The organism is Paraburkholderia phenazinium, assembly GCF_900142845.1.
GTDB lineage: Bacteria > Pseudomonadota > Gammaproteobacteria > Burkholderiales > Burkholderiaceae > Paraburkholderia > Paraburkholderia phenazinium_A.
Genome location: NZ_FSRU01000001.1, coordinates 347,727 through 359,751 on the forward strand (window position 1 = coordinate 347,727; position 12,025 = coordinate 359,751).

The following is a 12,025-nucleotide window of genomic DNA, read 5'->3' on the forward strand; positions in this document are numbered from 1 at the left end:
GCGGCGCGTTCTTGTCGATCACGCTGGATCGATGAAGGTGAGGAGATTCGGGAGCAGGATCAGGCCAGGCACACATTGCGTTGCATAGCGGATGGCTTACCTGGGAATGCAGAATAACGGGCGGTGGACTTCGAAGGTGAGATTATTCGGGAGCTGCGCGTCGTGACGAACAGGTGCGCTCACGCATCTGCATGGTGTTCACCTTTTGTCTATCGTAGGTGAGGGGCATGCTGCATTCGCGTATCACCTTCTCAACCGGGCCGCAGCGTGTTCATCGGTCCGTGAGCGGAAGTCTGCACATGCTTGACTCCTGCGTCATAACGCCAGGCATTTCAACGACTTGCCTTGCTTGCCCGCAAGTTATACACACCCTTGCGAACAGAATCTGTGGACAACTCGTCCATTCGGCCGTGGCTCGCCGCGCAGCAGGAGAAACGGGCCAAACGATATATACTGTTTTTAGTATTTCCCACTCGGAGATGATGACCATGGCCGCACCCAGCACCAGAAAGGCAGCAAAGAAAGCTGTTTCATCGCCTGCTAGCTCGAACGGCACTGCCGTGGCCGCCGGCGCGCCGGCTGAGGCACCGCGGAAGAAAGCGGTGACGGCCAAAGCGGCCCGGCCGACCACACCGCGCGCGAAGCGTGGCAGCCCGGTGGAAGCCGAACCGGTCAGCGTGGCCGCCGAGCACAAGCCGAAGCGCGTGAAGAAGGAGAAGGTTGTCCGCGACAGCTTCACCATGCCGAAACCCGATTACGAGAAACTCGGGGAGCTGAAGGCGAAATGCCTGAGCGCAGGCGTAGCCGTGAAAAAGAGTGAGTTGCTGCGAGCCGGTCTGCTGCTGCTCGAAGCGGCGCCGCTTGCCCAGTTGCTCGAAGCGATTGCCGCGGTCGAGACGGTCAAGACGGGGCGGCCGGCTAAACCGTCGCATCAGACCGCGGCTCACTAAACGGCGCGAGGCCGCGCCACAGCACGCCAAGCTGCGACGGGTTGCGCGGCGTCATCAGCAGCGGTGGATGTGGCCGCCGCGAGTTTGAGTCGCCCGGTTGTATCGCTGCGCTTGCCAAAGGTGAGTCTTTTCGGGAGCTTGAGCCATGCAGAGGCGCTCGCCTCTATTCGCTCGGCACGCCCGATGCGACGCTGGCATCGCGAACGCTAATGTGTCGAATCACACTGCAAACAAAGACGACGCGCGTATCGCTCAGGGAAAGGTGAGTACTTTCGGGAGCGCGAACGCGGCGGCGAATAATGCCGAATGTGGCGATGAAAAGACGGGCGTCACGATCGCGAAGTGCAGGGCATTTTTGTTGACCCGCCACGGCTGTTTCCGCGAAAACAGTATACAGGGTCGCGTTTTATGCTTGCGTGTCGCATAGCGCGATCAGCGCGGCTGAGGTTGCGTCACGTACGCACGTTGGACGCGAGCCCGGGTGCGGGCTCGTGATAGGTGAGAGTTTTCGGGAGTCGAACGCCGTGGACCTGAGGTGAGTCAACCGCGCTGCGTCAACTCACGGATGTCCGCGACGGGTACCTCGCCGAAGACGTCGCTCAATGCGAAGTCGACCAACTGAATAGCGCACTGCTCCGGCGAAACGAGTTGCCCATTGCGTTTGAGTTCTTCGAACTTCTCGCGCAACGGAAATTGTTCTTTACCGCTGCTGCGAATCTCTGCCTGCATGTTGGTGTCGACGACGCCCGGCGCCACGCTGCAAATACGCAGCGCGCGGTTGGCATCGAGGACGACAGCCCGCGCATGGTGATCGAGCGCGGCCTTGGTCGCGCAATAGAGGCTCCAACCGGGGTAGGCATTGCGACCCGCGCCGCTCGAGATGTGCACGATGCGCCGGTCGTTCGCGGAAGTGCTGGCCGTGGCGACGGCGCTCGCCAGCATCAACGGCGTCGCCACGTTCAGGCTGACCGCGCTCGCGATGGCAATCGCGTCCTGCGATTCGAGCGGGCCGATCGGCTGCACCATGCCCGCGTTGTTGAACAACAGCACGCTATGCGCACCGTCGACGAAGCGGCTCAACGCGTCGCCCGCGATCCATTGTGCGACGCGCGCCGGATCGGCAAGGTCCAGCTCGACTTCTTCGAGTGTTTGGGGATACCGCTGTGCGAGCGTGTTGTTGCGTGAGCGCGAGAGCGCCAGCACGGCAATGTTGCGCGACAGCAGTTGTTCCGCGAGGGCAGCGCCGAGGCCGCGCGTATGGCCGGTAACGATGGCGCGAGTGATGGGTGAAGTCATGAGGGTCGACAGAGAGGGCAGATAAGAGCGCGTATTTTCTCACGAGGCACGTTGCGTCTGCAGCCGCGCGCCCCTCACGCCGAGCGGAAGCGCTCCCGGTACTGCGCCGGCGTCGTGCCGATGCGCCGCACGAACACGATGCGCATGCGGTCGGCGGTGCCGAAGCCGCAGTCGTAGGCGATCGCCTTGAGCGCGGCGGTACTGCTCTCCAGCCACTTGCGGGCCGCGTCCACTCGCGCGCGTTCGACGAACTCGTGCGGCGTCACACCGGTTTCTTCCACGAAGACCCGGGCGAAATTGCGCGCGCTCATGGCGGCGACATCCGCGAGCTGCTTCACCGTGAAGCGCTCGCCGATGTGTTCCATCACATGCGCCTGTACTTTCGCCACCGCCGACGTCTCATCCGCAGGGGCGGTCAGATAAGGGCTGAACTGCGACTGGCCGCCCTGACGCTGCGCGAAGACGACTAGCCGCTTCGCGACCGCAAGCGCGGTGCGCGGCCCATGATCTTCGGCGACGAGCGCGAGCGACAGATCGATCCCGGCCGTCACCCCTGCGGACGTGACGAGCCGCTCGTCGCGCAGATAGATGCGGTCGAAGTCGACCCGCGCGAGCGGAAACTGCGTGGCCAGTTGCTCGGCGTGTTGCCAGTGGGTCGTGACGTTGCGTTCGTCGAGCAGACCCGCGTGGCCGAGTGCAAATGCGCCGGTGCAGATCGACCCATAGCGTTTGCAACGCGAGGCGACGGTGGTGAGCCAGCGCGTCAGTCGCGGGTCGGGCGCGCTTTCCGGCAGCGCGGGGCCGCCGGCTACCAGCGCGAGATCGAAGTCGCGCCGGGTTCCTTCGAACGTATCGTCGGCGACGAGCGCCATGCCATTGGAGGCGCGCAATGCGCCCGGCTCCGCGCTGAGCAAGGTCACTTCGTAGTGCGCGGCGCGGGGCAGAAACTGATTGGCTTCCGAAAAGACATCCACCGGTCCTGCGACGTCGAGCGCTTGCACCCCGGGAAAAATCGCAACAGCGACGGTTGGCATCGAATGACCTCAGTGAGATTGGGAAAAGGTGAGGATTTCCAGGGAGTCGATTTTTTCACGCAAAGGTGATCGGTCTGATGACGCGGCACTCACGTGTCGTGATCTCCCGGATAGTCTCACCTTTGTGTGCGTCGCGATGATGATCATAAACGCCAGGCGGTCTCGGCGATGTGTCGCAAAGCATGCAGACGGTGCCTCGATTTGTGACTTATGGTGCGCCGGGTGTTGCGGTTCACATCACCTGCCATGCCAAAGGTGAGGCTTTTCGGGAGGCATGCTTGCATGCCGATTCCGACCGTCACGGCATCACCCGCGTCCATGCTGCGCGGCAATCTCCTGGAGATCGAGGTCGTATTCGAGGATGGTGAGCAGCTCGTCGTCGATCTGCCCCGATCGATGCATCCGCAACAACTCCGTGCGTCCCGCGGCGACGGCTGCCAACACGACGTCGAAGTGGGCGGCGCGCTCGTTGGCTGGGAAGGCGGCTTCGAGTTGATAGGCCTCGGTGATGCGTGCGCGGTAAGTGTATTGCTCGAGCAGGCGTGGATGGATCACGCTGCCGTCCGGACCGTGGACGAGCGGCTGGATCGCGGCGAGCTGAGCCGCTTCGAGACGCGCCCACGCTTGCGGCTCGGTCAACAGACGATCACTGGGTTCGGCCACATGAGCGGGCTGGACCCAACGGATCAGCGGACCGATCGTCGTGCCCTGACCGAGGACGGTCACCAGAATCACGGCAAAGGCGGCGACGAGAATCAGGTCGCGGCCGGGCATCGCATCGGGCAACGACAACGCAATGGCGAGTGTGACGACGCCACGCATGCCGGCCCAACTCGTGACGGTCGCGGAGCGCCAGTCGGGTGCGGCGCTGCTGCGTCGCATGAGCTTGCATAGCGCGCCGTTCAACGCTTCGACACTGAAGACCCACACGAAACGCGAAACGAGGACGGCTGCCAGCACGGCCGCCACCGCCGGCGCGAAGGCGGTCAACGCGTCGCCCACTCCGCCGAGGCGAACGATCACGCCACGCAGCGACAAGCCGATCAGGATGAACACCAGCGCTTCCATCAGAAAGATCACGACTTGCCAGAAGGCCGTGCCGCGCGTGCGCACCGCAGCTGGGAAGACTTCGTGCTGATACCAGCCGAGCATCATGCCGCAACTGACGGTAGCGATCACGCCGGAGACGTCGAGCATCTCGCCGACGATATAGCTGATCCACGCGGCCAGCACCGATGCCGTGATCATCAGATAAGCGTCGTCGAGATACTGGAGCAGCTTCACGACCAGAAAGCCGAGCGCGACACCCACGGCCACGCCGCCTAACGCCAGGACCGCGAAGCTTGCTACTGCATGTCCGGTGCTGAAGGCGCCAGTCAACGCCGCCGCGACCGCGAAGCGAAACAGCACGAGCCCAGCCGCGTCGTTCAACAGGCTCTCGCCTTCGAGCAGCACCATCAGGCGCCGGGGCAGCGCGACGCGTTCGAGCACGGCCTTGGCGGCCACCGCATCCGGCGGCGAGACGATCGCGCCGAGCGCGAAGCATGCGCCCCACGGCAGGCCGGGCACGACCTCATGCGCGACCACGCCGACCACCAGCGTCGTGAAGGCGACCGCGCCGATCGCAAGCAGCAGGATGCCGCCGAGGTTGCGCTTGAATTCGACCCAGACGGAGAAGTAAGCGCCGTCCATCAGGAGGGGCGGCAGGAACACGATCAGCACGAGCGCGGGATCGAGCGTGACGGTTGGCAGGCCGGGCACGAAGGCCATCGCAGCGCCACCGATCAGCAAAGCCGCGGCGGGCGGCAAGCGCAGGCGCTTCGCGAGGAGTTGCAGCCCGATCATCGCGATGAGCGACAGCAGGACGAGTTTGAAGGCCACAACGGAGGACATAGGGCGGTCTCGGTGAGTTCACTTCATGCGGTGGAACTGGGTTTCTACCATATGGCGGGGGTGGGTGGATGTGTTTGGGTTTTGTGTGGACGCAAGAACGTCCGAACTTTAGGAATTGTCCGATATCGAGCTTTCTCAATCTCATTAAAAGTTGCTACGCCCGTCGTCGGCTAAACGAAAAATTAAAGGAGAGAGATGAAAGCGTGGAAGCCTTTTAGGAGATTCTCGGCCGGAATTGGCCGCCTGGTTCTCGCGTCTGGCTTGCTGATGTCTGTTGCTTACACCAATGCTGCGACAGAAGACCAATGCATGCAGCTATTTGCTAAATCCCAAGGAGTTCCAGGTACCCCGATGTGCGCAGCGCTGACTGGTGGCACTATGGCCCTGACAGACGGTCCAGAAGATCCCTACAACCAAATCAATTCGGACCAAGATTGTTAGGGAGCGTACGATGGGTAAGGATATAGCCAAAGATGTGGCGTTAGACGTGAGCAAGCAACTATTGGACGCGTATTTGTCGGTCGAAAACGCGACAAGAATAATTCAGGAGAAATGCTCGAAAGCGGAATTTGAGGGCTTTCGCTCCGAGGCAGGTAAAGTAGCCGGCGGACTTTACCTGCTTCTAGAACCACTTTGGAAGGCATATCCGGACCTTGCACCTGAGGGTGTGGACATGACTCCACGTGAACGAAAAAGAGGGAAGCGATGAGTTATGGACTAGGTCCGATTGTTCGCCCCTAGTCCGTACAGAAATTGGAAGGCCGGATGCAAGGACTAGAGGTTCAACGAAGCATCTGAAGCACCACCAACAAAGCCTGCGCGATCAAACAACGGCTGTGCAGGGCGTGCCGGACGCCAAGGATCTGGATCATTACGCATCCTCGTTTTGCGGGAGCAAGATACGCCGCAGGCGAAGCCGCAATCGATTGATCAAGGAGTAGGGAAGCATGTTTCAGGATAAAACGTCGGCCACGGAACTAAGCAATCGGATGCCGAAGATAAACAGGGTACTGGACGAAGCTGTATCTTTTGTTCAGGACTGGTGCACAGCCGAGGAGCTTGAACAGTTCCAGCTTGCCGTAGGCGAAGTCATGTAGATGGTGTTTGAGAAAGCGCTCATTCCGATATACAGGGAACACCCCGACCTGGTTCCGAAGGGTCAAAGGGTGAGTGGAATTACCGACTGACTGGTCACCTCACCTTAGGAAGCCCCTGTGTATTTCTTCAAGCACCAGGGGCCGACTTCGGCTAATAAAAAGTGCCGTCGTGCAGCATCGGTAACAGGACGCAAAGCGTTGCACGGCAAGGGCGACGAGTGCCTGACCAATGAGCCGGTGACGATGAGATCGATCATGATTCTTCGCAATTCCTCACGAATTTTGATGTCCTGAATCAGGGCATTTGTTGTCGATTTGCATGGCGTCCGAAATTTTAGGAATTGTCGGATAGTTCGTGTGGAACGCTCCTTATAGGGTGCTTGGGTTTCAAACAAGTACAACCAATAAGGATGACTATGAAAAACAACAAAGTTACTGAGAGTCCTGCAAGTATGGCGGCACGCTTGCTGGCTGCATTTGTGCTGCTCCTGGTCGCGTTTGGCGCCAACGCAACGGACTGCAACGCGCTCTATGCGGCTACCGGTGCAGTACCGGGTTCCCCCACCTGCCGGTGGGACGTTTACGGCCGTGTGCCCGGCAGCATGGCCAACTACGCGTGCATCAACACATGGTCCCTCATCGACGCGTGGTGCGCGACACCGACTGCGGAAGAACCCGAAGCGAGTTGTCCCGTCGCTGACCCGGTGTATCCGGGCAATGGTGCCGTCACCTTGACTGAAGCCGACTTTGTCAGCGGCGACGACATTCCGATGCGATTCACACGGACTTATCGATCCAGGTCACTGGGTAGCTCCGCCACGGCGATGGGGCCGGTCTGGTTCCATAGCTGGCAGCGCAACCTGGGACTCGTGAACGCCAACAGCGGTAGCTCGTCCAAAGTGCTTGCGTATCGCGAGAACGGTGAACCTGTCACTTTCAACTGGGCAGCCGGCACGTGGCGTACAGCCGGCTTTACCGGCCTTGCACTGGCACAGAGCGGCTCTGGATGGACGCTGACCGATCTCAAGACCGATACCGTCGAATCGTATTCGGCCCAGGGCGTGCTGCTTTCGGAGAGCACGAAGACGGGATTTGTTCGAACGTTGACTTACGGCGGTTCAGGGCTGCTGACCGCGATTACGCAGCATGCGGCGAGCACTGACGCTAACAACGACATCACGCTTCGCCTCGACTATGACGACAAGAACCGCCTGTCACGCCTGAACGACTCCTTGGGCCGCATGACGCAGTACGGTTATGACGCGAACGGCAATCTTGTTTCTGTTACCTGGCCCGATGGCTATGTACACCGCTATGTCTACGACGACGCGCGTTTCAAGAATGCGCTGACCGGAGAGATCGACGAGGCGGGCAACCGCATTGCGACGTGGAGCTACGATGCTCAGGGCCGTGCGGTAGACGTCAGCCATCCGGGTACCACGCAGAATGCGCAGTTTGCCTATAACACCGGTTCGACGGTCATCACTGGTCGTAAAGGTGCCACCACGCTGAACATGTCGTCGATTGGCGGGATGCTTCGGCCTACGGGGACAACCTCCGCCGCCGGCAATAGCAGCTCCGCGTGGGATGCGTCGGGAAATCTGCTGAAGGACACCGACGCAAGCGGCGGCACTTCTGAATACAGTTACGACGATAAAGGACGGCCAGTCCGAGCGATCGTAAAGGACGTCACCGGTACGTCGATCACCACGATCCGTTATGCCGATGGGACGACTTTGCGTCCCTCGATGATTGCGTCGCCGAAACTGATGCAGTCCTTCGTGTATGACGCGAACGGCAACACGACTGGGGTTAGCGAGACACCGACCACCGATCCAACCGGCGCCACTGGCTTCGAAGCAGGCGAGGCAGATGGGGCGACGATCGCGTATGGGATGACCTATGACGCAATGAACCGGCTCGCGTTCGTTCAACAGATGACCGGCGGGAAGGTCGCCGGCCAGTGGAAGGTCACTCGCGATGCAACGGGCAATGCCTTTGCGATCGTCGCACTAGGGGAGGTTCAGCAAGCCACGGAGATGATCACGCGGGATGCCGCCCATCGCGCGCTGCTGGGTTATAACCCGACGGGCGATTTCAGCTTGCGCTACGACCGACGTGGACGAATCGATCTCTTCAAATTCAATGAATATGCAAGTCCGGCGAACGGCGGTGTGCGACGCGTTTTCAAGGTCAGGTTCGGGTATTCACCCGACGGCCAGATCGTGTCACGTAGTGGCACCGTCGCAAGGAACGGCAGCATTCTCGACCTGAACGACGGCACGGACATTCCGATCAGCAGCGACGAGATCAATCAGTGGATCGATAACTACAACTATGGTGACTCTCCGGTAGGACCGCCGGCCAATCTCCAGGGTGCGCGTCGGTTGCTGGGTGACAACTTGCTGAGCACGTCGACCGTCTGCGGTGACTGTCACTTTTCGGCAGGACTGTTTGACGGCTCTGTGCGCGGTATCTTGATCGTCTATCGACTTTTACAGAACCCGGTAGTCAGATACGGCATCGGTCAGGGTGCAAGAAAGGTCGCGGAAAACTGGGAGCGCATCAAGGAGATGTGCAAGCCCGCGGCTGAGACGGAGGTCGATGGGATTCCGCCGGGGCGGATCACCTCGGAATACACTGATATCACAACGGGGGGTAGTATTCGCAACATCCGAACCGATGTTGGCAAAGCGGAATTTGAAGCGAACTTGGTAGAGAGTGGCTACATGCAGACACTTAGCAAAGACGGCAAGTCTGATATCTTCACCAAAGGAGAGAGTCAGTACACTGTCCGCGACGAATCGAATTCCGGCTATATCACCGCGGACGTGAAAAGTGGCGGCGCAAACATAGCGAAGATCAGGCTGGGGGGGAAATGAGTAAGAGCGAATACCTGACAGACCATGAAGCTTTCGACCATCTGTGGAAGCAGGCGGGCGAAGGGAAGAGATTGGTCGCGGCTGCAGTCGAATCCGGCACGGCGCTTTACTTTGACTCATCCGACATTTGCACGTTTCGGTATCACGCATTCTTGCGGTCGCTTCTTTCGGAGCGGGGAGAAACCGCGTTTGCGGCACTCGTTTTACGGCCCGCGCCGGAAGCATATTTTTATCATCACTTTGGAAAATATCCCGCATTCATTTTCCTGCCCGAACATTCGGATCAGGATTTCGTTGCGTCACTCAACTCCGATCCGGGGGGCAGTTTAGCGGACGCATTCGACGCGAACTCGGAGCAGTATGTCGTCTTTCCGCTCAATGGCGAATGGGTGATTTACGCGGACCGAAAACAGGAGTTGGCTGCAATGGCGGGGCCGGGTGATGTCCTCGAGTTTACGCGTCGGCGCTACCCATTCGTGGTCTTTGAAGAGAATCCCGGGTTTGCGATCAGAGACTAAACCGCTTCCCGTTCTGCGAGTGAGCGGGGTGGGAGTGGGCACAGGGATCCTCGTTTTGCCGGAATATGGTGTTTGAGAAGGCGCTCATTCCGATATACAAGGAACACCCTGACCCGGTTCCGAAGGGTCAAAGAGTGAGTGGAATTATTGACTGACTGGGCATCGCGCCTTGGGGCGCGATAGCCGTCGGATATCTACGTTAACCCCTCAAGCCTTCAACGTCCCCCCCGCCACATCCTCCCTCGACTGCACCTGCAGCACCGCATCCCGCTTATCCAGCAGATGCTGCCGCAAGATCGCGCTCAGGCGCTTGCCATCCCGCGCTTCCAGTGCTTCCAGCATCTCGCCATGGTCATGAACCGCGCGGTCCCACTTAGGAATCTGAAAGTTCGAGCGAAAACGCAGCGCCTGCAATCGTCGGTTGACCGAAATATAGGTCTGCCGCAAGGCTGAATTGCGCGCCGCCTCATTGATCTTGTCGTGGATCGCCTGATTGCGGCTGTAGTACCCCGCCAGATCGTTCTGTGCACGGCACGCCAGCATCGCGTAGTGCAGCGCCTTGATCTCGGCCAGTTCCACCGCGGTGATCCGCTCGGCCGCCAGCTCGCCCGAAAACGCCTCGAGCCCGCTCATCAGTTCGAACGTCTCGCGCAACTCCGCCTCGGACATCTTCGACACCGACGCGCCGCGGTTCGGCCAGATCTCGATCAGCCCTTCGGCCGCGAGCACCTTCAGCGCTTCCCGCAACGGCGTACGGGAAATGCCGAGCGTCTCGCACAACTCGCGCTCGTTGAGCTTCTTGCCCGGCTCCAACACGCCTTCGACGATAAAGCGCCTAATGTGCTCGACGACCGTGTCGTGCAGTCGCTGCCGCTCAACCTTCGGCATGAGCGGGGTGCCAGCCGTGTCCGCCTCGAAATCCGAATTTTGCATACAAAAACCCTCATACCTATTTCAGGCAATTTTATAGGAACCTGATGCATAAAGGCATTAGGTAAGATAGCGGGTAAACACCGGTCCGGACCGTGCATATTTGCCTTGGGTTCGTCATCGAACTGCTGATATAGTTTTTTGCATGCAAAATTCAATCGGAGAAGACCCATGCTGAAACTCGACTTTCATCCCGCTGGCCGTCACTTCCTGCAGATTCCGGGGCCGAGCCCCGTGCCGGACCGCATCCTGCGGGCGATGAGCTATCCCACCATCGATCACCGTGGCCCGGAATTCGGCGCGCTTGGCCTGAAGGTGCTCGACGGCATCAAGAAGATCTTCAAGACCCAGCAGCCGGTGGTGATCTACCCGGCCTCGGGCACCGGCGCATGGGAAGCCGCGCTCTCCAACACGCTGAGCCCCGGCGACCACGTCCTGATGTTCGAGACCGGCCACTTCGCGACGCTGTGGAAGAAGATGGCGGAAAGCCTCGGGCTGAAGCCGGAGTTTCTCGGTCTGCCGGGCATCGAAGGCTGGCGCCGTGGCGTGCAGCCGCAGATGATCGAAGCGCGTCTGCGCGAAGACACGCAGCACGCCATCAAGGCCGTCTGCGTGGTGCACAACGAGACTTCGACGGGCGTCACCTCCGACATCGCCGCCGTGCGTCGCGCGATCGACGCCGCCGGTCACCCGGCCTTGCTGCTGGTCGACACCATTTCGGGTCTGGCCTGCGCCGACTATCGCCATGACGAATGGGGCGTGGACGTCACGGTGTCCGGTTCGCAAAAGGGTTTGATGCTGCCGCCGGGCATCAGCTTCAACGCGGTCTCGCCGAAGGCCATCGCCGCTAGCAAGCAGGCCAAGCTGCCGCGCAGCTTCTGGGACTGGACCGAGATCATCGAAATGAACAAGTCCGGCTACTGGCCGTACACGCCGAACACGAACCTGCTGTACGGCTTGTCGGAAGCGCTCGACATGATTCTCGGCGAAGGGCTCGACAACGTGTTCGCGCGTCACGAGCGCCTCGCCGAAGCCAGCCGCCGCGCCGTGCGGGCGTGGGGTCTCGAGATCCAGTGCGCCGACCCCGCTGTCTATAGCCCGGTGCTGACGGGGGTGATGATGCCCGAGGGAATCGACGCCGACGCGGTACGCAAGACCATCTACGAACGCTTCGACATGTCGCTCGGCACGGGTCTCGGCAAGATGAAAGGCCGCATGTTCCGCATCGGTCATCTGGGCGACTGCAACGACCTCACGCTGCTGGCGACGCTGGCCGGCTGCGAAATGGGCCTGAAACTGGCGGGCGTGCCGGTTGCTGCGAGCGGCTTGCCGGCGGCCATGGAGTGGCTCGCCAGCCAGGCGCAAGGCGCAGGATTGAAGGCCGCCGCCTGAGCAGCGGCGGGACATGACGGGGAGGGTGGGGAG

The 12,025-nt window shown here is 60.5% G+C and carries 10 protein-coding genes; 6 read left to right on the forward strand and 4 right to left on the reverse strand.

Annotated elements, in window-relative coordinates:
* Nucleotides 1–488: 488 nt before the first annotated feature.
* Nucleotides 489–950 (forward strand): hypothetical protein, encoded by a 462-nt coding sequence (locus tag BUS12_RS01670; protein ID WP_074296979.1) that lies wholly within the window; start codon nt 489–491, stop codon nt 948–950.
* Between the two features lie 540 nt (nt 951–1,490).
* On the opposite strand, the gene BUS12_RS01675 is transcribed toward BUS12_RS01670, so the two are convergent.
* The 3 genes from BUS12_RS01675 to BUS12_RS01685 all read right to left on the reverse strand — a co-directional run bounded on the left by BUS12_RS01675 (nt 1,491) and on the right by BUS12_RS01685 (nt 5,173).
* The gene (locus tag BUS12_RS01675; RefSeq protein WP_074293942.1) at nt 1,491–2,246 is read right to left on the reverse strand and encodes an SDR family oxidoreductase; all 756 of its coding nucleotides are present in this window, start codon (nt 2,244–2,246) and stop codon (nt 1,491–1,493) included.
* A gap of 74 nt (nt 2,247–2,320) precedes the next feature.
* Nucleotides 2,321–3,280, reverse strand: coding sequence for a GlxA family transcriptional regulator (locus tag BUS12_RS01680; RefSeq protein ID WP_074293943.1), 960 nt, complete (start codon nt 3,278–3,280; stop codon nt 2,321–2,323).
* A 306-nt stretch (nt 3,281–3,586) separates the two neighbouring features.
* Nucleotides 3,587–5,173 (reverse strand): Na+/H+ antiporter, encoded by a 1,587-nt coding sequence (locus BUS12_RS01685; protein WP_074293944.1) that lies wholly within the window; start codon nt 5,171–5,173, stop codon nt 3,587–3,589.
* Nucleotides 5,174–5,624: 451 nt separating this feature from the next.
* On the opposite strand from BUS12_RS01685, the gene BUS12_RS37995 reads away from it, so the two are divergent.
* The 4 genes from BUS12_RS37995 (at nt 5,625) to BUS12_RS01700 (ending at nt 9,670) form a co-directional block, all read left to right on the forward strand.
* Nucleotides 5,625–5,882, forward strand: coding sequence for a hypothetical protein (locus tag BUS12_RS37995; RefSeq protein WP_143788226.1), 258 nt, complete (start codon nt 5,625–5,627; stop codon nt 5,880–5,882).
* Nucleotides 5,883–6,120: 238 nt separating this feature from the next.
* Nucleotides 6,121–6,270 (forward strand): hypothetical protein, encoded by a 150-nt coding sequence (locus BUS12_RS39190; protein WP_253189981.1) that lies wholly within the window; start codon nt 6,121–6,123, stop codon nt 6,268–6,270.
* Nucleotides 6,271–6,686: 416 nt separating this feature from the next.
* Complete coding sequence (locus tag BUS12_RS01695) at nt 6,687–9,152, forward strand: DUF6531 domain-containing protein (RefSeq protein WP_074293945.1); 2,466 nt, start codon at nt 6,687–6,689, stop codon at nt 9,150–9,152.
* Nucleotides 9,149–9,670: a hypothetical protein gene (locus tag BUS12_RS01700; protein WP_074293946.1), complete on the forward strand. Its 522-nt coding sequence runs from the start codon at nt 9,149–9,151 to the stop codon at nt 9,668–9,670. The genes BUS12_RS01695 and BUS12_RS01700 overlap by 4 nt, the downstream gene beginning before the upstream one ends.
* Nucleotides 9,671–9,877: 207 nt before the next feature.
* Here the strand turns inward: BUS12_RS01700 and BUS12_RS01705 are convergent, their stop codons facing one another.
* Nucleotides 9,878–10,603, reverse strand: a complete 726-nt coding sequence (locus BUS12_RS01705) for a GntR family transcriptional regulator (RefSeq protein ID WP_074293947.1) — start codon at nt 10,601–10,603, stop codon at nt 9,878–9,880.
* A 168-nt stretch (nt 10,604–10,771) separates the two neighbouring features.
* Here BUS12_RS01705 and BUS12_RS01710 point away from each other — a divergent pair, with 168 nt between their 5' ends.
* On the forward strand, nt 10,772–11,992 hold the full coding sequence (locus BUS12_RS01710) for a pyridoxal-phosphate-dependent aminotransferase family protein (protein ID WP_074293948.1): 1,221 nt from the start codon (nt 10,772–10,774) through the stop codon (nt 11,990–11,992).
* Nucleotides 11,993–12,025 lie beyond the last annotated feature (33 nt).

Excerpts from the sequence above, each read along its gene's own strand:
- BUS12_RS01670 (WP_074296979.1), top strand. The coding sequence starts at position 489 with ATGGCCGCACCCAGCACCAGAAAGGCAGCAAAGAAAGCTGTTTCATCG.
- BUS12_RS01675 (WP_074293942.1), bottom strand. The coding sequence starts at position 2,246 with ATGACTTCACCCATCACTCGCGCCATCGTTACCGGCCATACGCGCGGC.
- BUS12_RS01680 (WP_074293943.1), bottom strand. The coding sequence starts at position 3,280 with ATGCCAACCGTCGCTGTTGCGATTTTTCCCGGGGTGCAAGCGCTCGAC.
- BUS12_RS01685 (WP_074293944.1), bottom strand. The coding sequence starts at position 5,173 with ATGTCCTCCGTTGTGGCCTTCAAACTCGTCCTGCTGTCGCTCATCGCG.
- BUS12_RS37995 (WP_143788226.1), top strand. The coding sequence starts at position 5,625 with ATGGGTAAGGATATAGCCAAAGATGTGGCGTTAGACGTGAGCAAGCAA.
- BUS12_RS39190 (WP_253189981.1), top strand. The coding sequence starts at position 6,121 with ATGTTTCAGGATAAAACGTCGGCCACGGAACTAAGCAATCGGATGCCG.
- BUS12_RS01695 (WP_074293945.1), top strand. The coding sequence starts at position 6,687 with ATGAAAAACAACAAAGTTACTGAGAGTCCTGCAAGTATGGCGGCACGC.
- BUS12_RS01700 (WP_074293946.1), top strand. The coding sequence starts at position 9,149 with ATGAGTAAGAGCGAATACCTGACAGACCATGAAGCTTTCGACCATCTG.
- BUS12_RS01705 (WP_074293947.1), bottom strand. The coding sequence starts at position 10,603 with ATGCAAAATTCGGATTTCGAGGCGGACACGGCTGGCACCCCGCTCATG.
- BUS12_RS01710 (WP_074293948.1), top strand. The coding sequence starts at position 10,772 with ATGCTGAAACTCGACTTTCATCCCGCTGGCCGTCACTTCCTGCAGATT.